The following is a 20413-nucleotide window of genomic DNA, read 5'->3' on the forward strand; positions in this document are numbered from 1 at the left end:
TAACCAGTTGAGTTCTTGAACCGTCAGAACGATGGCTTCATCCGAAAAATCCGGCGATGTCTTGAAGCGCTCGGACTCCAGCCGCTTTAGCCAAAGGCAAAAACCGTTACGCTCCCAATACAAAATTCTCACTCGGTTTCGAGGCTTGTTGAGGAACACGAAAAGTACCGGGTCAAACACCGCGACCTTAATGTCCAGTTCGACCAGAGCGGCGAGGCTGCGGATTCCACGCCATCCGGACACTCAGCCCACGAACATCCGGACACTCGTTCCACGCTCATTCGGACAGGCAGTCGGAGCGCAGCGACGCAGGTTTGCATTGTTAGTCTGAAGTCCCTGCCGTCGTCAATTTCGTTGCGCGCCTGCGCATCGATTCGCCCTTCAGTTCGATCCGGTAAGCGTTGTGCACCAGCCGGTCGAGGATCGCATCGCCCAAGGTCGGATCACCGATCAGCGCATGCCATTTGTCCACCGGCATCTGGCTGGTCACCAGTGTCGAGCGGTTGCCGTAACGATCATCCAGCAGTTCGAGCATGTCGCGCCGTTGCGCAGCGGTAAACGGCGCCAGGCCCCAGTCGTCCAGGATCAGCAAGTCGGTCTTGGCATAACCCGCCATCAGTTTGGCGAAGCGGCCGTCGCCGTGGGCCAGGCCCAACTCCTCCATCAAGCGCGGCAGGCGCAGGTAGCGCACGCGGTAACCGTCCCGGCAGGCGTTGTGGGCCAGCGCGCAGGCGAGCCAGGTTTTGCCCACGCCGGTTGGGCCGCCGATGATCAGGTTCAGGCCGTAGCGCAGCCACTGGCCGCTGCCCAGTTGCAGGATCAGCGCCTTGTCCAGGCCACGGGGGCTGCGGTAATCGATGTCTTCCAGGCAGGCGTTATGGCGCAGTCGTGCGGCTTTGAGGCGAGTCGTCAGGCGTGCATCTTCGCGCTCGGTCAGCTCGCGGTCGACCATCAGGCCGAGGCGTTCGTCGAAGCTGAGATCGTTGATGTCGGGCGTTGCGTGTTGTTCGCCAAGCGCCTTGATCATGCCGTGCAGTCGCAGGGTTTGTAGCTTATCGAGTGTCGGATTAGGCAGCATGTTCGTGCTCCTTTTTCAGGTCAGTGGTAGTAGCCAGGGCCACGCAGATTGATATGCTCTTCAGGCAGTAACGGGAGGTTTTGCTGGGCCAGCGGCAGCCGCTCCAGCCCTTGGCGCAGGATCGATTCGAGGCTCTTGTAACTGCATGCGCCCAGTGCCAGCGCACGCTGGCAAGCGGCTTCCAGCCGCTCTTCGCCGTGCTGTTTGCCCAGGCGCAGGATGCCCAGGCAGGCGCGGAAGCCGTGCTGCGGATGGATTCGGCGTTCGAGGATGTAGGCGATGACGCCAGCGGTGTTCGGCCCGGTTTGCTCGGCCCAGCGGATCAGCCGTTGCGGTGTCCACTCGGCGTGTTCGCGGTGGCTCTTGGGCATGTGCTCGATCTGGGTGGTGTGGCGGCCTTTGTGTGACGAGCGCAGATGGCTGGCCACGCGCTGGTTGGCGTGGAAGCACTCGACGGTCTGTGCGGTCAGGCGTACTTCGAGTTGGTGTTTCACCAGTTGGTACGGCACGGAGTAAAAATGGCCGTCGACTTCGACGTGGTAGTCGATGTGCACCCGTACCTTTTTCCACTCGGCGTAGATGTAAGGGTGTTCCGGCAGCGCTTGCAGCGCCGGCCGGTCAAGGGCCTCGAAGGCTGACCATCGTGAGCCGGGCAGCTTCTTGAAGGGCTTCTGATTGAGGTGATCCAGCAGGAGTCCGATGGCTGTGTTGAGTTCGCCCAGCGAGAAGAACTGGCGGTTGCGCAGCACCGCCAGGATCCAGCGCTCGACCACTTGCACGCCGACTTCGACCTTGGCTTTGTCCCGAGGTTTGCGAGATCTGGCAGGCAGCACGGCCACGCTGTAATGCTCGGCCAGGTCGCGGTAACTGGGGTTGATGTCGGGCTCGTAGCGAAGCGCTTTGGTGACGCCGCTGCGCAGATTATCCGGTATCAGGATCTGCGATGTACCGCCGAGAAAGGCGAAGCAGCGCACGTGCGAGCCCAGCCAGTCGGGCAGTTTCTGCGACCAGGTGGCCTCGGCGAAGGTGTAGCTGGACGCGCCGAGGACGGCGACGAAGATCTGCGTCTGGCGGATCTCGCCGGTCTGCCGGTCGATGACCGGCACGGTCTGGCCGGCGTAGTCGACGAAAAGTTTTTCGCCGGCGCGATGTTCCTGGCGCATGACCACGTCGACCTTGGCCGCCCAGAGCCGGTAGTGCTCGCAGAACCAGCTGTACTGGAAGCCTTGCGGATGGGCGAGTCGGTACTCTTGCCAGAGCAGGGCCAGGGTGACGCCGGGACGGCGTAACTCGGCGTGGACATGAGCCCAGTCCGGCGTCGGACGTTGGTCGCTTGGCGCGGGTGGTACTGCCGGCGGAAAAAGACGTCGATTCAGCTCGGCATCTGAGAGATCGATGGGCCACTGAAGCCCGTTGGCAGCGAACCGGCAAAGGTAGTCTCTCGCACTCGAATGGCCAATGGATAAACTTTTGGCGATCTTGCGCACGGACAGGCCGGCGTCGAACTTTAGGCGTAGTACCTCTCGGATTTTACGCATGGATAAACGCTCCACGACGACCTCTTCGCTTCGATAAAAGAGGCCGATGGTAGTGAATATTCCTGCGTCGCTGCCTGCCTGAAAGTGTCCGGATGGCCGTGGAATCGGTGTCCGGATGCTTGTGGAATGAGTGTCCGGATCAACGTGGAATCAGTGTCCGGATGTTGGTGGAATGGCTGTCCGGATGGTCATGGAATCCCCAGCGAGGCCATCGATGGATTTTCGGAAGTCGACGGGTTTGGGGTAGAGATAGACTTTTTCGACTTTTGCGTCGGGACGCATCATGAGGTGCTGGCTCCGGAAAGGAATCGAGAGCACAGCATCGGGGATCAGGTGGCGGCTTTGAATGTGGGGTTCATGGAGCGCTTACGTCAGTACTGCTGGAATCCCGCGCTATTAGATTTAGCAGAGTGCTATAGCGTCACACCGAAAGCCGGTCGGCCTTATCGGGTATAGACCAAGAGCAAGCTCGAGCGCTTCATTCACTTCCTGAAGAACACTTTCGTAGTGCCGCTGGCCGCGTCACTTGACCAGTTAAACTTGCTGTCGAACATTGAGGTCGCGACCAACAAGATCGACCCTTGGTTGATGGAGATCGCTAACGCGCAAACACCTTTTATGACGGACGAAAACCTCAACATCGACTGGATACCGAAGTGCACCGCTTGTTACCCGTACCAGAGGCCCAAGGGGTTCCGAGCAGCAAGCATACACAATCAACCTAAAGAACTGTGATCACTTATTGCTACTTTAAAAGTCGCAAAACAATCAGTATCTGGTGAGTCAGCGGAACTCAGCTTCACCTATAGATAGACAGTTACACTTCACGAATATCATGAGTTAGTTACTAGAAGCAAACCAACCCCTACCATATCTTTATCCTCTGCCAGCCGTCGTCTCTAAAATCACTCTCAAGAACCTCAAATGGTTTTTTTGAGTTCAAGCTCTTACAAAAAATCGATTCCTCAGTATTTGATTGAGAGTTTAGCGCGACAATATTTCTTCCAGAAAAAACCTCAATTGAACGCATAAAATAATCTCTCTTAGACTTATATACATCAGGTCTATTTATTTGCAGGAAATCTATTGCTTCCTGCATTTTGACAAGGATTGATTCACACCCCCTCGCCACTACTGGAAAATTGTACTGATAAGAAAATAACGGAATTCCCGCTTTCGCTACAGAATATGGCAGCTTTGCCGATAGATCACTATCAGTTACGATAACTGACATTGGATTTTGAGATGCATGCCGATATTCTTCTGCAGTTTTAAACTGCAAGCCTCTAAAAAAATTATATTCACCATCTTTAAAACTGAATCCGTAAGCATTTAATGTAAGGCACAATATCAAACATCCAAACAGTGTCGAGACTAGAACCCCACCAAAAACCCTGTTTACAAGTAAAAACTGCAAAAAAACAATCAAACTTACGCCTCCTAAAAAACCAACCCCATAATCCATGTAGTTCTTATATGAAAGCATGACCCCTGAAAAAACATGTATATTAGAAACAAAAAAGATAGACAGCACCAAAAACAACTGAAACTCATTGGCGCCCGATTGTATCCTTGGGATTCTTTTGGATAAAAATAGCTGAATTACTAATAGCGACGCACCAAATACGCCAGCAATAGGAACTATAGGCAAATGAGTTCTAACATACATATTAGCAAAGCCAACAATAAACAAATCTTTCGAAAAAAATATAAAATCAAGTATGGAGAAACCAATAGAAATCAAAAAATAAGAAGCTAAGCAAGCCAAAACTATTCGAGTCAGTTTATGGCCACCCTTATAAAACCCGGGCAACCTAATAAAATAAGCAGCGATAAGTGTATATACGTAAACAACTGCAACGTAAAAATACAAAAAAGGCAGAACAACAAGAAGACCTGATATTTTTTTTGTCCTTGCATAAAAAGCAGATGCGAGTACAACTAAAATAAAGGACATCTGTGGCTCAGGCGTTCGCAATATTGATTGATAAGGTTCGAATCCAAACCCAAACAAACCATACTCCCTCTTAAAAATAGCGTTAATAAGCGGGTTACCGAAGTTAAAAAGTATTGGGGAAAAAACTATAAGAACAGAAAAAAATAACGCTCTGTAAAAGCCAATATCAAAGCGAACAATCGTATAAACCAATCCAAAAAACAAAATCGGCATAAGAAAGCAGTCAAATATCAAATTTATATTTGCACCACTGAAACCAAAATTTTGCAGGACATATACAAGTGAAGAAGAAAACCAATACCCCGGAACCTTCATTGCACCTAACGCACCTTGATAACTCAAGTACGTTTCTTCGTCCCATGCATTAACATAAATAAAATTTGTCGAATTATAATAACTATGAACCAAGGGTATTACGTATGAAAGGTAAGAAAAAACAACAAAAATCAAAATTATATACTTCACATAAGGTGAACCAATGTAAAAATTATGCCTTCTACTTTTCATCATTTTTATTACCATTTTGAAGCCTGAAAAAGCCTACCCAATACGACTCGACCTAGGAAACCTAAGCAGATTATAAAAAACACTGATTCCATTTAAATTATTAAAAATACAAATAAAATCCTATTAAGCTGTTATCAAAATTGAATGTATCAAATGACAAAAATATATATTCAACTTTCTTTCAATCACAGGTGAGCACCGGGCTCTTATCATTGAGACTGCGTTAAATCATTTGCGCCGCCGTTGCGAATTAGCGCCGGCGAACCATAAAATCAAAGGGCCAATAATCATTCCTACCAATAGAGCCGTCATCGCGACTACAGATAAAGGTAATTCTGGTGCAGCCCCCCCAAGAAACAGAAGTGAGACCGATTGTTGATTTTCTAGAACAAAGACCAGAATCGCTAAAACCAGCAGCAGAACAAATATCGCGAGTATTACGCGCCTGATATTACGCATCAGCGTCTCCTTAAATCGTAGCGACTATCAAATGCCAAGCTCCTCATCCTCATTCACCCGATCTCTCAGCTCTTTACCTGGCTTAAAATGCGGCACAAACTTACCGTCGAGGCTAACGGACTGCCCGGTCTTGGGATTGCGCCCAACCCGCGGCGCACGGTAATGAAGAGAAAAGCTACCAAACCCCCGAATCTCAATCCGATCACCGGTGGCCAGACATTGGGACATTTGCTCAAGCATGGTCTTGATGGCCAGCTCCACATCTTTTGATGAGAGCAGCCCTTGATGGGTGACAATTCGTTCGATCAACTCCGACTTCGTCATATTTTTCCCTTCTTTTTCAAGCAGCTAGGAAAATCGCTCCAGAGGTTTTAGCATGCCCGCGTGGATTTGAACAGCCCGGGTTTTGACATCTTTTCACGCATCACACAATGTCGGTTCCACTGCCAATTACTGCCTCACCTGCAAATCACCAGCATGGTTCGTGTCAGGTAGCCCGCGGGATTGAAGCCGAACGGGAATTCGTCCTCTTCCTTTGCGTCATCTGACCTGACTACGACTTTATAGCCGGCGCCCTTGCACTCCCTCGCTGCGCGCTTGTGGCACTTCTCCCAGCCTGAACCCAACCCCGAACAATCGACCTCAATACCGCTGACCCCACGTACCGCATGGGTCTTGGCATTAGTGGTGCAACCCGCCAGCGTCAGTAATGCGATTGCGACAATGAGCTTGTTCATTCACTTCCTTATGCCAGGCACCCTGCCGAGCGTGATTCGCTTTTGAATAAGACTAGCTGCAAATAAACGATTGATCCCGTTAAAGAAAGAGACATCCCAGGAAGGGCATTTGTTTCACGCCATTACAGCAGCCGCCGGGACGAGCCTCTGAAGCACCAAATTCCAGGCACGAAAAAGGGCGACCGAAGTCGCCCTTTTTCTACAGAAAGTCAGAACTTAGTTCTGTTTTTCCGCTTGTGCAGCACGCAGCAGGTCACCCAGGGTGGTGGCTACTGGAGCGTCACCAGCTACTGGCTTGTCGCGCAGGCTCTGGATGGCTTCTTTCTCGTCTTCAACGTCTTTCGACTTGATCGAGAGCTGGATTACGCGGCTCTTGCGATCAACGCTGATGATCTTGGCTTCTACTTCTTCGCCTTCTTTCAGAACGTTGCGTGCGTCTTCAACGCGGTCACGGCTGATTTCGGAGGCTTTCAGAGTCGCTTCGATATCGTCGGCCAGAGTGATGATGGCGCCTTTAGCGTCAACTTCTTTCACGATGCCCTTAACGATTGCGCCTTTGTCGTTCTCTTGAACGTACTCGGAGAACGGATCGCTTTCCAGTTGCTTGATGCCCAGGGAGATGCGCTCACGCTCTGGGTCAACCGACAGGATAACGGTGTCCAGCTCGTCACCCTTCTTGAAACGGCGTACGGCTTCTTCGCCCACTTCGTTCCAGGAGATGTCGGACAGGTGAACCAGACCGTCGATGCCGCCGTCCAGACCAATGAAGATACCGAAATCGGTGATCGACTTGATGGTGCCGGAGATTTTATCGCCCTTGTTGAACTGGCCAGAGAAATCTTCCCATGGGTTAGATTTGCACTGCTTGATGCCCAGGGAGATACGACGACGCTCTTCGTCGATGTCCAGAACCATAACTTCCACTTCGTCGCCGACTTGTACGACTTTCGAAGGGTGGATGTTCTTGTTGGTCCAGTCCATTTCGGAAACGTGTACCAGACCTTCAACGCCTTCTTCCAGCTCAGCGAAGCAGCCGTAGTCGGTCAGGTTGGTTACACGAGCGGTAACGCGAGTGCTTTCTGGGTAACGGGCTTTGATAGCAACCCATGGATCTTCGCCCAGTTGCTTCAGGCCCAGGGAAACACGATTGCGTTCGCGATCGTACTTCAGAACCTTGACATCGATCTCGTCGCCAACGTTGACGATTTCGGAAGGATGCTTGATACGCTTCCAAGCCATGTCGGTAATGTGCAGCAGGCCATCGACGCCACCCAGATCGACGAATGCGCCGTAATCGGTGAGGTTCTTGACGATACCTTTGACTTGTTGGCCTTCCTGCAGGGATTCCAGCAGAGCTTCGCGCTCGGCGGAGTTCTCGGCTTCCAGGACGCTACGACGGGAAACGACAACGTTGTTGCGCTTCTGGTCCAGCTTGATGACCTTGAATTCCAGCTCTTTGCCTTCCAGGTGCGTGGTGTCGCGCACTGGACGGACGTCAACCAGAGAACCTGGCAGGAACGCACGGATGCCGTTAACGTCGACAGTGAAGCCGCCTTTAACCTTACCGTTGATAACGCCCTTGACCACTTCTTCGGCTGCGAAGGCTGCTTCCAGAACAATCCAGCATTCAGCGCGCTTGGCTTTTTCACGGGACAGCTTGGTTTCACCAAAGCCGTCTTCAACCGAGTCCAGAGCAACGTGAACTTCGTCACCGACATTGATAGTCAGATCGCCAGCGTCGTTGTAGAACTGCTCAAGCGGGATGAGTGCTTCAGACTTCAGGCCAGCGTGAACGGTTACCCAGCGAGCTTGGTAATCGATATCAACGATAACACCGGTGATGATGGAGCCTGCCTGAAGGTTCAGGGTTTTTAGGCTTTCTTCAAAGAGTTCCGCAAAGCTTTCGCTCATTTTAATTCCTGTTGATGAGGGCGAAGAATACGCCCATCTCCACACCCCAGACGGTGTGGGTTAGTTTCATTTAAAAGAAGCGTCGCAGGACTATGACTGGTCCCCTGCGGCCTTCTTGGTCACCCGGCGATATCGCGAATGGCGATCTCGCTCATGATGCGTTCCAGCACCTGATCGATGGATAATTCCGTGGAATCCAGCTGTATGGCGTCAGCCGCCGGCTTGAGCGGGGCTACCGCTCGCTGGGTATCACGCTCATCGCGTGCACGTATCTCATCTAGCAGACTCGACAGACTAACACCATCGACTTTGCCCTTCAACTGCAAGTATCGACGGCGCGCACGCTCCTCGGCACTGGCGGTCAGGAAAATCTTCAGCGGCGCGTCCGGAAAAACCACCGTGCCCATGTCACGCCCGTCGGCCACCAGGCCCGGCGCTTCCTGGAATGCGCGCTGGCGCTGCAGCAGCGCCTCGCGCACGGCGGGCAATGCAGCCACCTGGGAGGCGCCGGAGCCGACGCTTTCCGTGCGGATCACATCGCTGACTTCGTCGCCTTCCAGAATGATGCGTTGCAGCTGACCGTCGGTCGCCGCGATGAACTGAACATCCAGATGAGCGGCAAGTTTTTTCAGCAGCTCTTCATTGGTCAGATCAACGCCGTGGTTATGCGCGGCAAATGCCAGCAGCCGATAAAGCGCACCGGAATCCAGCAGATTCCAGCCCAGACGCTTGGCCAGAATCCCGGCTACCGTACCCTTGCCGGAGCCGCTAGGCCCATCGATGGTGATGACCGGTGCAATGCTGATCACGACTGAGCCTCTTGGGCAACGCGGATGCCGACCTGTGCGCACAGCGCCAGGAAGTTCGGGAACGACGTCGCGACGTTGGCGCAATCATGGATGCGGATCGGCGCGGTCGCACGCAGCGAAGCCACGCTGAATGCCATGGCAATCCGGTGGTCGCCGTGACCATGCACTTCGCCGCCGCCAATCTGGCCGCCGTCGATAATGATGCCGTCCGGAGTGGGTTCGCACTTGACGCCCAGGGCGAGCAGACCATCGGCCATGACCTGGATACGGTCCGACTCCTTGACCCGCAGCTCTTCGGCGCCGGTCAGCACGGTGCGCCCTTCAGCGCAGGCCGCCGCCACGAACAGCACCGGGAATTCGTCGATCGCCAATGGCACCAGCGCTTCCGGAATCTCGATACCTTTGAGTTTAGCCGCACGTACGCGCAGGTCAGCGACTGGCTCGCCGCCCACTTCACGCTGGTTTTCCAGGGTGATGTCGGCGCCCATCAGACGCAGGATGTCGATGACCCCGGTACGGGTCGGGTTGATGCCGACGTGCTCGAGCACCAGCTCCGAACCTTCAGCGATCGACGCGGCCACCAGGAAGAACGCCGACGACGAGATATCGCCCGGCACTTCAATGTGGGTCGCCGTCAGCTTGCCGCCGGACTCGACGGAGGCCGTCGCGCCATTGACGGTGACCGGGTAACCGAAGCCACGCAGCATGCGCTCGGTGTGATCGCGGGTCGGTGCCGGCTCGGTAACGGTGGTCTTGCCTTCGGCATACAGCCCTGCCAGCAGCAGGCAGGATTTAACCTGGGCACTGGCCATCGGCATGGTGTAAGTCAGGCCTTTGAGCTTGTTGCCACCGCGGATGACCATCGGCGGACGGCCTTCGGCGGCGGTTTCGATCACGGCGCCCATTTCACGCAGTGGATTGGCCACGCGATTCATCGGGCGCTTGGACAGCGAAGCGTCACCGGTCAGGGTGCTGTCGAAGTCCTGCGCGGCCAGCAGGCCGGACAGCAGGCGCATCGAAGTGCCGGAGTTGCCCAGATAGATCGGGCCCGGCGCAGGTTTCAGGCCGTGCAGGCCGACACCATGAATGGTCACGCGACCATGGTGCGGGCCTTCAATGACCACGCCCATGTCACGGAACGCCTGCAAGGTCGCCAGGGCGTCTTCGCCCTCGAGGAAGCCTTCGACTTCGGTGACGCCTTCGGCCAGGGAGCCGAGCATGATCGAACGGTGGGAAATCGATTTGTCACCTGGTACGCGAATCCGACCGGACAGGCGGCCACCAGGTTGAGCCAGGAAAATCAGATCGTTGGAATTCATAGCGTCCACATAGGCCCGACGGGCCAGGATTTTACTGAAATGCTCGCGGGCAACCCGGGCGCGAGTGAAAACGCCCAACAATTGGTGCCCATCCCCTGCATCGACCGCGTCGCGCAAGGCGTCGAGGTCGCTGCGAAATGTATCGAGTGTGCGCAGGACAGCTTCGCGGTTGGCGAGGAAGATGTCGTGCCACATGACCGGGTCGCTTCCGGCGATTCTTGTGAAATCGCGGAAACCGCCCGCAGCGTAACGGAAGATCTCAAGATTTTCATTGCGCTTGGCCAACGAATCGACCAAACCGAACGCCAACAGGTGCGGAAGGTGGCTGGTGGCCGCCAACACTTCGTCGTGACGCTCGACCTGCATGTGCTCGACATCGGCGCCCAGTTCGCGCCACAGACGATCAACCACGGCCAGGGCTTGCGGATCGGTCTGCTCCAGCGGCGTCAGGATCACCTTATGACGACGGAACAGCTCGGCATTGGAGGCTTCCACCCCGCTCTGCTCGGAGCCCGCAATCGGGTGCCCCGGCACGAAACGCGGCGGCATACCGCCAAACGCTTCAGTGGCCGCACGCACGACATTGCCCTTGGCGCTGCCGACATCGGTCAGAACCGCCTGCCCCAGATCCATGCCCGCCAAGCGGCCGAGCATTTTCTCCATGGCGAGAATCGGCACAGCCAGCTGGATCACGTCGGCGCCCTGGCAAGCAATGGCCAGGTCTTCCTCACAACGATCCACCACACCCAGTTCAACCGCCAGCTTGCGCGACTGCGGGTCGAGATCGACCCCGACCACTTCGCGACACAAGCCACTTTCGCGCAAACCCTTGGCAAACGAACCGCCGATCAATCCCAGACCGACCACCACCAGGCGCCCGATCATAGGTTCAGCAGATTGCAGTGCAGTGACATCAACCACGAGCCAGAACCTTGGTCAGCGCCTCAAGGAAGCGGCTGTTTTCTGCCGGCAGACCGATGGTCACGCGCAGGTGGTTCGGCATGCCGTAATTGGCCACCGGACGCACGATCACGCCTTCACGCAGCAAGCCCTGGAACACCGGAGCCGCGACCTGACCGAGATCGACGCAGATAAAGTTGCCTTTGGACGGAATCCAGCCCAGCCCCAGTTCGCGGAAGCCCGCTTCCAGTTGCTGCATGCCGGCTTCGTTCAGGCGACGGCTTTCTGCCAGGTATTCTTCATCTTTCAACGCCGCGCAAGCCGCGGCCAGGGCCAGGCTGTTGACGTTGAATGGCTGGCGTACACGGTTCAGCACATCGGCCACGACCGCGGTGGACAAGCCATAACCGACGCGCAGCGACGCCAGGCCGTAGGCCTTGGAGAACGTACGCGAGACCAGCAGGTTCGGATAAGCCGCGAGGAAATCCAGACCATCCGGCAGGTCGCTGCCTTCGGCGTACTCGATGTAGGCCTCGTCCAGCACGACCAGCACGTGCTCGGGAACATCCTGCAGGAATTCGTCCAGCGCCTCGGCATCGAACCAGGTCCCGGTCGGGTTGTTCGGGTTGGCGATGAACACCACGCGGGTATTGGCGTCGATGGCAGCGAGCATGGCCGGCAGGTCATGCCCCCACTCCTTGGCCGGAACGACCTTGGCCTGGGCGCCGACCGCCTGGGTCGCAATCGGGTAAACCGCGAACGCGTGTTCGCTGAACACGGCGTTGAGGCCCGGCGCCAGGTAGGCGCGCGCCACCAGTTCGAGAATGTCGTTGGAGCCGTTGCCCAGCGTGACCTGGTTCAGCTCGACGCGGCACTGCTCGGCCAACAGCGATTTGAGCGCGAAACCGTTGCCGTCCGGATAACGGGTCAGCTCGGACAGTGCGTCGCGGATGGCCGCCAGCGCTTGAGGACTGGCGCCCAGCGGGTTTTCGTTGCTCGCCAGTTTGACGATGCTGGCCGGATCGAGATCCAGCTCACGCGCCAGTTCGTCCACGGGTTTGCCCGGAACATAAGGCGAAAGTTGTTGCACGCCCGGCTGTGCCAGAGCGAGGAAATTGCCACTCATTTGCTACCGCCCCTTAGAGAACTGCTTTCGGGTAGGAACCCAGCACTTTGAGTGCTACTGCTTCCTGACTGATCTTTTCCAGCACACCTTTGATCAATGGATCGCGGTGGTGGCCAACGAAGTCGATGAAGAACACGTAGGTCCATTTACCGCTGCGCGAAGGACGGGTCTCGATGCGCGTCAGATCGATGCCGTTATCGTGGAACGGCACCAGCAACTCGTGCAGCGCGCCCGGCTTGTTGCTCATGGAAACGATGATCGAGGTTTTGTCGTCGCCGGTCGGCGGCACTTCCTGATTACCGATCATGAGGAAGCGCGTGGAGTTGTCCGGACGGTCCTCGATTTTCTCGGCCAGGCGGGTCAGCCCGTACAGGCTGGCCGCCATGTCGCCGGCAATCGCCGCCGAGTTCCACTCACCCTTGACCCGCTTGGCCGCTTCGGCGTTGCTGGACACCGCCACGCGCTCGACATTCGGGTAATGGGCGTCCAGCCACTTGCGGCACTGGGCCAGGGACTGGGCGTGGGAATAGATGCGGCTGATGCTGTCAGTCTTGGTGTTTTCACCGACCAACAGGTGATGATGGATGCGCAGCTCGACTTCGCCACAGATCACCATGTCGTGCTCGAGGAAGCTGTCGAGGGTGTGGTTGACCGCGCCTTCGGTGGAGTTTTCCACCGGGACCACGCCAAAGTTCACCGCGCCGGCCGCCACTTCACGGAACACTTCGTCGATCGCCGCCATCGGCTTGCTGATCACGGCGTGACCGAAGTGCTTCATGGCGGCCGCCTGGGTGAAGGTGCCCTCGGGGCCGAGGTAAGCCACTTTCAGCGGCTGCTCCAGCGCCAGGCACGAAGACATGATTTCGCGGAACAGCCGCGCCATCTCTTCGTTGCCCAGCGGCCCCTGGTTGCGCTCCATTACACGCTTGAGCACCTGAGCTTCGCGCTCGGGACGATAGAACACCGGCACTTCGCCTTCGGCCAGCGAGGCCATCTTTACTCGCGCGACTTCCTGGGCGCAACGCGCACGCTCACTGATCAGCTCCAGGACTTTAGTGTCCAGCGCATCAATGCGAACGCGCAGTGCCTTGAGTTCTTGCTCAGACATTAGCCGTGTTCCTTCTCGAACTCTGCCATGTACGAAACCAGTGCGTTGACCGCAACGATATCGACGGCGTTATAGATGGAGGCGCGCATGCCGCCCACGGAACGGTGACCCTTGAGGTTCAGCAGGCCACGTTCGTCGGCACCGGCCAGGAACGGCTTGTCCAGGCGATCGTCAGCCAGACGGAACGGCACGTTCATCCACGAGCGGTCAGTCTTGTTGATCGGGTTGCTGTACAGGCCGCTGCCGTCGATGAACTCGTACAACGTGCGCTGTTTCACTTCATTGAGCTTGCCAATGGCTTCTACACCACCCTGCTCTTTGAGCCATTCGAACACCAGGCCGGACAGGTACCAGGCCAGGGTCGGCGGGGTGTTGTACATCGAGCCGTTATCGGCCGCGACCTTGTAGTCGAGCATGGTCGGGCACAGCGAACGGGCGTGACCCAGCAGGTCTTCGCGGACGATGTTGACCACGATGCCGCTTGGGCCGATGTTTTTCTGCGCGCCGGCGTAGATCATGCCGAAACGGGAAACATCCACCGGGCGCGACAGGATGTCCGAGGACATGTCGGCCACCAGTGGCACATCACCGGTTTCAGGAATCCACTGGAATTCCAGGCCGCCGATGGTTTCGTTCGGCGCGTAGTGAACGTAGGCCGCGTCTTTCGACAGCTTCCATTCGTTCTGGCCGGGAATGGCGAAGTAGTCGTAAGGCTTGGCGGTCGCGGCAACGTTGACGTGGCCGTAACGCGAAGCTTCTTCGATGGCTTTCTGCGACCAGATACCGGTGTCGATATAGTCGGCAGAGCCGTTTTCCGGCAGCAGGTTCAGCGGAATCTGGGCAAATTGCTGGCTGGCGCCGCCTTGCAGAAACAGCACTTTATAGTTCGAGGGGATATTGAGCAGATCACGCAGATCCTGCTCTGCCTTGGTGGCAATGGACACGAACTCATCGCTGCGATGGCTCATTTCCATTACCGACAGGCCTTTGCCGTGCCAGTCGAGAAGTTCACCCTGGGCGCGCTGCAGGACAGCTTCGGGAAGCGCCGCAGGACCGGCACAGAAATTATAGGCTCTCTTGCTCACATCCAATCTCGCTCTGATCTGGTGGTATCACGCAATAAATCACATTAACAGCCGACACCGGGTCCCCGCTGAAACAGATGTGTGGGAGCGAGCCTGCTCGCGATTGCATCACCGCGATACTTCAGACATACCGTGGCGCCTGCATCGCGAACAGGCTCGCTCCCACAAGGGATCTCCAGAGGTGTCGATATTTCATAACGGACAAACAACAAGGGGGCGAATTTTCATCCGCCCCCTGTTTACCCGCTTATTCCTGTGGTTCTTCGTCAGCGGCGGCGTCGAGCTGCTGGTCTTCGGCGACATCGTCGATGACGGCGTCACCCTCGAACCCTGCACCCTCTTCACCTTCCAGCTCTTCTCCCTCGACTTCCGAAGGCTCCTGAACCCGCTCCAGGCCGACCAGTGTTTCGTCATTGGCCAGTTTGATCAGGGTCACGCCCTGGGTATTACGCCCCAGGCTGGAGACTTCGTCGACACGGGTACGAACCAGAGTGCCCTGGTCGGAAATCAGCATGATCTCTTCGCCGTCGAGCACCTGCACCGCACCGACCAGACGGCCGTTACGTTCGTTGCTGACCATGGCGATCACGCCCTGACCGCCACGCTTGTACTCAGGGAACTCGGTGATCGCCGTGCGCTTGCCGTAGCCACGCGCCGAAGCGGTGAGGATCTGGCTGCCTTCTTCCGGGATCAGCATGGAAATCAGCTTCTGGCCTTCCGGCAGACGCATGCCGCGCACACCGCGAGCGGTACGGCCCATGGCGCGAACGTCGGATTCCTTGAAGCGAGTCACCTTGCCGCCGTCGGAGAACAGCATGACTTCGCGCTCGCCATCGGTGATGGCCGCGCTGATCAATACGTCGCCTTCGTCCAGCTCCAGCGCGATCAAACCGACGCTGCGCTGACGGCTGAAGGATTCCAGCGGGGTCTTCTTCACGGTGCCGTTGGCGGTGGCCATGAAGATGTAGTGACCTTCGGTGTATTCCTCGACCGGCAGCATGGTAGTGATGTATTCACCGTCATCCAGCGGCAGCAGGTTGACCAGCGGACGACCACGGGCAGCGCGGGACGCTTCCGGGATTTCGTAGGTTTTCAGCCAGTACACCTTGCCCTTGCTGGAGAACAGCAGCAGCGTGGTATGGCTGTTGGCAACCAGCAGGTGAGCGATGTAGTCCTCATCCTTGACGCCGGTCGCCGACTTGCCTTTACCGCCACGACGCTGGGCCTGGTACGCAGCCAGAGGCTGAGTCTTGGCGTAGCCACCGTGGGAAATGGTCACGACGCGCTCTTCTTCCGGGATCATGTCACCCAGGGTCAGGTCGAGACGGGCATCGAGGATCTCGGTGCGGCGCACATCGCCGTATTCGGCGCGGATCACTTCCAGTTCTTCGCGGATCACTTCCATCAGGCGCGTGGCGCTGTTGAGGATGCGGATCAGCTCGCCGATCTGGTTGAGGATCTCTTGATACTCGGCCAGCAGTTTTTCGTGTTCCAGACCGGTCAGGCGGTGCAGACGCAGTTCCAGAATGGCTTGCGCCTGCTCTGGCGACAGGAAGTACTTGCCGTCGCGCAGGCCGTATTGCGGATCGAGGTTTTCCGGACGGCACGAATCGGCGCCGGCACGCTCGACCATCGCCACCACAGCGGAGGATTCCCAAGGGGTGCTGACCAGCGCTTCCTTGGCTTCCGACGGCGTTGGCGAGGCCTTGATCAGGGCGATGACCGGGTCGATGTTCGACAGGGCGACCGCTTGGCCTTCCAGAATGTGACCACGTTCGCGCGCCTTGCGCAGTTCGAACACGGTACGACGGGTGACCACTTCGCGACGGTGACGAACGAAGGCTTCCAGCAGGTCCTTGAGGTTCAGGATCCGTGGGCGGCCGTCGATCAACGCAACGATGTTGATACCGAACACCGCTTGCAACTGGGTCTGGGCGTAGAGGTTGTTGAGGATCACCTCAGGCACTTCGCCGCGACGCAGCTCGATCACGACGCGCATACCGTCCTTGTCGGACTCGTCGCGCAGTTCGGTGATGCCTTCAAGCTTCTTCTCTTTAACCAGCTCGGCGATCTTCTCGATCAGACGCGCCTTGTTCAGCTGGTAAGGAAGTTCGGTGATGACGATCTGCTGACGGCCACCGACCTTGTCGATGTCTTCGATCATCGAGCGGGCGCGCATGTAAATGCGGCCGCGACCGGTGCGGTAGGCTTCGATGATGCCGGCGCGACCGTTGATGATCGCAGCGGTCGGGAAGTCCGGACCGGGGATGTATTGCATCAACTCGTCGACGGTCAGCTCGGGGTTGTCGATGAGCGCCAGGCAACCGTCGATGACTTCACCGAGGTTGTGCGGCGGAATGTTGGTCGCCATGCCCACGGCGATACCGCTGGAACCGTTGACCAACAGGTTGGGAATACGGGTCGGCATGACCGCCGGGATCATTTCGGTGCCGTCGTAGTTCGGCACCCAGTCCACGGTTTCTTTATGCAGGTCAGCCAGCAGCTCGTGCGCCAGCTTGGTCATGCGCACTTCGGTGTATCGCATGGCCGCGGCGTTGTCGCCGTCCACCGAACCGAAGTTGCCCTGACCGTCTACCAGCAGGTAGCGCAAGGAGAATGGCTGCGCCATCCGAACGATGGTGTCGTACACCGCGGTATCACCGTGCGGGTGATACTTACCGATCACGTCACCGACAACACGGGCAGATTTCTTGTACGGCTTGTTGAAGTCGTTGCCCAGCTCGCTCATCGCGAACAGCACACGCCGATGCACGGGCTTCAAGCCATCGCGCGCATCCGGCAGTGCCCGCCCGACAATTACGCTCATCGCGTAGTCGAGGTAGGACTGCTTCAGCTCGTCTTCGATATTGACCGGGAGGATTTCTTTGGCCAGTTCGCCCATGAGAAGCCTGATTCCTTTTTCTGGTGAAACTTCGTCACATCCATATGGGACCAACGAAGCTCGCCGCTGCAGGCTGAGTGCCATGCACCGACTTACGACAAATCAACGAGTTATGCCATGGATCTGCGCAGTAAAGATCGCCCCGCGGGGCAACCTTGGAAACCGCCGGATGTTATCACAAGAGCCGCCACGCACCTATCCCCCTGATGCGCATGGAGCATAGTTAGTTGACCGGTGACAGGCGCAAAGGGGACGAGAGAGGCTCAGAGCCGCTGCGAATGCAGAATGGGGGGCTGAATTACCGATGTTTATTGACTTTCAAGCCCCCTTCGCGAGCAGGCTCGCTCCCACAAAATCCTGTAGCGATCACAAAACCTGTGGGAGCGAGCCTGCTCGCGAAAAGGACAACGCAGAACTCAAGCCAATCAATGCAGGCGCTTGCGGCACATCAGCTGGGCCATTTTCGCGGTGTCCGGGCGTTCGACGATGCCTTTTTCAGTGACGATCGCATCGATCAGGTCCGCCGGGGTCACGTCGAATACCGGGTTGAACGCATCGACATCCGCCCCGACCCGCTGGCCGCCCACTTCCAGCAACTCGCGTGCGTCACGCTCCTCAATCGGAATGTCGTCGCCACTGGCCAGGTGCATGTCAATGGTCGAGCTCGGCGCCACCACCATGAAACGCACGCCGTGGTGCATGGCGTTGACCGCCAGTTGATAGGTGCCGATCTTGTTCGCCACGTCGCCATTGGCGGTGATCCGGTCAGCGCCGACGATGACCCAGGTGATGCCTTTGGTCTTCATGATGTGGGCTGCGGCAGAGTCAGCGTTGAGGGTCACGGGAATGCCCTCGTTGGCCAGTTCCCACGCGGTCAATCGCGAACCCTGCAGCCAGGGACGGGTTTCGTTGGCATACACGCGCTCGACCATGCCTTCGATGAATGCACCGCGAATCACCCCCAGCGCCGTACCGAAACCACCGGTCGCCAGCGCGCCGGTGTTGCAGTGGGTCAGGATCGTCTGGGCATTGCCCTGATGCTTGCGGATCAGGTCCACGCCCAGTTGCGCCATGGTCAGGTTGGCTTCACGGTCACTTTCATGAATGGCGATCGCTTCGGCCTCCAGCGCCACCAACGGGTCGACATTGTCTTTCAGGCGATCGAGCCGGTCGTGCATGCGGCCCAGCGCCCAGAACAGGTTGACCGCCGTCGGCCGCGCATCGGACAGCAGCGCGAAATCCTCTTCGAGCGCCGCATACCAGTCGCCGCCTTCGGCAATCCGGGTGCGGGCGGCCAGCACGATGCCATAGGCGGCGCTGATGCCGATGGCCGGCGCACCGCGCACCACCATCGAACGAATGGCGTCGGCCACGCCAGCGGCGCTGGTGTAGGGGATCCAGGTTTCCTCGAACGGCAAAACACGCTGATCCAGCAGATAAAGGGCGTCATCACGCCAATCGATGGCCTTCACCTTCTCCGCAGCCAACAGTCGATCGCGCATCCCACACCCCGCACTCATGAACAAAAGCCGCCGATTATAGCGATCCCCCCGCGAAGACGCTCGGGTATACTTCGCCATCCTTCACAAAAGCACTGGACCCTCGATGCCGAACACTGCCGCTGCGCTCGACCTGTTATTACTGCCGACCTGGCTGGTACCCGTCGAACCTGCCGGCGTTGTCCTCAAGGAGCATGCCCTGGGCATCCGTGACGGACGCATCGTGTTTATCGGGCCACGCACCGCCGCACTGAAGCTTGACGCCCGCGAAGTCCGCGAATTGCCGGACATGCTGCTCAGTCCGGGCCTGATCAATGCCCACGGGCACGCGGCCATGACTTTGTTCCGCGGGCTGGCAGATGATTTGCCATTGATGAGCTGGCTGGAAAAACACATCTGGCCTGCCGAGGCGAAATGGGTCGATGAAGCGTTCGTGCGTGATGGCACTGACCTGGCTATCGCCGAACAGCTCAAAGGTGGCATCACCTGTTTCTCTGACATGTACTTCTTCCCGAAGGTTGCCAGCGAGCGCGCACATAACAGCGGCATTCGCGCCCAAATCGCGATTCCGATCCTCGATTTCCCGATTCCCGGCGCCAGCACCGCGGACGAAGCCATTCGTCAGGGCATCGAATTGTTTGGCGACCTCAAGCATCACGAACGCATCAAGATCACCTTCGGCCCCCACGCACCCTACACCGTGAGCGATGAAAACCTGGAAAAAATCCGCGTGATCGCCGAAGAGCTGGACGCGTCGATCCACATGCACGTGCATGAAACCGCCTTCGAAGTGCAGCAAGCGGTCGAACAGCGCGGCGAACGGCCACTGGCCCGCCTCGCTCGGCTGGGGTTGCTGGGACCGCGTTTCCAGGCCGTTCACATGACCCAGATCAGCGAAGAAGACCTGGCGCTGCTGGTAGAAAGCAACACCCATGTGATTCATTGCCCGGAGTCGAACCTGAAACTGGCCAGCGGCTTCTGTCCGGTGGAGCGTTTGTGGCAGGCCGGGGTCAACGTGGCCGTGGGCACCGACGGCGCCGCCAGTAATAATGACCTGGACCTGCTGGGTGAAACCCGCACCGCCGCGCTGCTGGCCAAAGCCGTCGCCGGCTCGGCCACCGCACTGGACGCCCATCGCGCCCTGCGCATGGCCACGTTGAACGGCGCCCGCGCCCTGGGGATCGAAGCCGAAACCGGCTCGCTGGAAGTCGGCAAAGCCGCCGACATCGTGGCGTTCGACCTCTCCGGCCTGGCCCAGCAACCGATCTACGACCCGGTATCGCAGCTTATCTATGCCACCGGCCGGGACTGCGTAAAACATGTTTGGGTCGCCGGCAAGCAACTGCTCGACGACCGGCGCCTGACGCGCCTCGATGAACAGCAACTGGTCGCCACCGCCAAGGCCTGGGGCCAGCGCATCAGCGGCCGTAACGAATCGTAAGCACCCCGGACTCAACCCCGGGGCAACAGGATTTTTC

16 protein-coding genes are annotated in these 20413 nt (G+C 57.4%); 1 reads left to right on the top strand and 15 read right to left on the bottom strand.

What is annotated here, in order from left to right; translation table 11 throughout:
• From tnpB to mtnA, 15 genes are all read right to left on the bottom strand, one after another.
• A partial coding sequence (gene tnpB / locus BVK86_RS15945; RefSeq protein ID WP_083659334.1) for an IS66 family insertion sequence element accessory protein TnpB occupies positions 1-243 on the bottom strand: 243 nt, incomplete at its 3' end.
• Between the two features lie 79 nt (positions 244-322).
• Positions 323-1078 carry an IS21-like element ISPsy14 family helper ATPase IstB gene (gene istB / locus BVK86_RS15950; protein WP_075947338.1) on the bottom strand — a complete coding sequence of 252 codons (756 nt, stop codon included), beginning with the start codon at positions 1076-1078 and terminating at the stop codon, positions 323-325.
• A gap of 20 nt (positions 1079-1098) precedes the next feature.
• Complete coding sequence (gene istA / locus BVK86_RS15955) at positions 1099-2616, bottom strand: IS21 family transposase (RefSeq protein ID WP_075947339.1); 1518 nt, start codon at positions 2614-2616, stop codon at positions 1099-1101.
• A gap of 865 nt (positions 2617-3481) precedes the next feature.
• A complete protein-coding gene (locus BVK86_RS15970) occupies positions 3482-4915 on the bottom strand; it encodes a hypothetical protein (RefSeq protein ID WP_139315775.1) in 1434 nt (477 codons plus the stop codon).
• 393 nt (positions 4916-5308) lie between these two features.
• Positions 5309-5539 carry a lipopolysaccharide assembly protein LapA domain-containing protein gene (locus BVK86_RS15975; protein ID WP_075947343.1) on the bottom strand — a complete coding sequence of 77 codons (231 nt, stop codon included), beginning with the start codon at positions 5537-5539 and terminating at the stop codon, positions 5309-5311.
• Between the two features lie 27 nt (positions 5540-5566).
• Positions 5567-5863, bottom strand: a complete 297-nt coding sequence (gene ihfB, locus BVK86_RS15980; RefSeq protein ID WP_075947344.1) for an integration host factor subunit beta — start codon at positions 5861-5863, stop codon at positions 5567-5569.
• A 134-nt stretch (positions 5864-5997) separates the two neighbouring features.
• Complete coding sequence (locus BVK86_RS15985; RefSeq protein ID WP_075947345.1) at positions 5998-6276, bottom strand: hypothetical protein; 279 nt, start codon at positions 6274-6276, stop codon at positions 5998-6000.
• A 216-nt stretch (positions 6277-6492) separates the two neighbouring features.
• On the bottom strand, positions 6493-8187 hold the full coding sequence (rpsA, locus tag BVK86_RS15990) for a 30S ribosomal protein S1 (RefSeq protein ID WP_008065216.1): 1695 nt from the start codon (positions 8185-8187) through the stop codon (positions 6493-6495).
• 119 nt (positions 8188-8306) lie between these two features.
• Entirely contained in the window at positions 8307-8996 is a 690-nt protein-coding gene (gene cmk, locus BVK86_RS15995) for a (d)CMP kinase (protein ID WP_007939921.1), read from the bottom strand.
• A complete protein-coding gene (locus tag BVK86_RS16000; protein WP_231977970.1) occupies positions 8993-11200 on the bottom strand; it encodes a bifunctional prephenate dehydrogenase/3-phosphoshikimate 1-carboxyvinyltransferase in 2208 nt (735 codons plus the stop codon). Before BVK86_RS16000 ends, cmk begins: the two co-directional genes overlap by 4 nt.
• A 28-nt stretch (positions 11201-11228) precedes the next feature.
• Positions 11229-12341 carry a histidinol-phosphate transaminase gene (gene hisC / locus BVK86_RS16005; RefSeq protein WP_075947347.1) on the bottom strand — a complete coding sequence of 371 codons (1113 nt, stop codon included), beginning with the start codon at positions 12339-12341 and terminating at the stop codon, positions 11229-11231.
• 13 nt (positions 12342-12354) lie between these two features.
• On the bottom strand, positions 12355-13449 hold the full coding sequence (pheA, locus tag BVK86_RS16010; protein ID WP_060540878.1) for a prephenate dehydratase: 1095 nt from the start codon (positions 13447-13449) through the stop codon (positions 12355-12357).
• On the bottom strand, positions 13449-14534 hold the full coding sequence (gene serC, locus BVK86_RS16015) for a 3-phosphoserine/phosphohydroxythreonine transaminase (RefSeq protein WP_075947348.1): 1086 nt from the start codon (positions 14532-14534) through the stop codon (positions 13449-13451). The genes pheA and serC overlap by 1 nt, the downstream gene beginning before the upstream one ends.
• Before the next feature lie 247 nt (positions 14535-14781).
• Positions 14782-17436 (bottom strand): DNA gyrase subunit A, encoded by a 2655-nt coding sequence (gene gyrA, locus BVK86_RS16020; RefSeq protein ID WP_075947349.1) that lies wholly within the window; start codon positions 17434-17436, stop codon positions 14782-14784.
• 425 nt (positions 17437-17861) lie between these two features.
• Complete coding sequence (mtnA, locus tag BVK86_RS16025) at positions 17862-18938, bottom strand: S-methyl-5-thioribose-1-phosphate isomerase (protein WP_075947350.1); 1077 nt, start codon at positions 18936-18938, stop codon at positions 17862-17864.
• Positions 18939-19041: 103 nt separating this feature from the next.
• On the opposite strand from mtnA, the gene BVK86_RS16030 reads away from it, so the two are divergent.
• Positions 19042-20376, top strand: a complete 1335-nt coding sequence (locus BVK86_RS16030; RefSeq protein WP_075947351.1) for a TRZ/ATZ family hydrolase — start codon at positions 19042-19044, stop codon at positions 20374-20376.
• Positions 20377-20413 lie beyond the last annotated feature (37 nt).

It is taken from the genome of Pseudomonas reinekei, from assembly GCF_001945365.1.
In the GTDB taxonomy this organism is placed as follows: domain Bacteria; phylum Pseudomonadota; class Gammaproteobacteria; order Pseudomonadales; family Pseudomonadaceae; genus Aquipseudomonas; species Aquipseudomonas reinekei.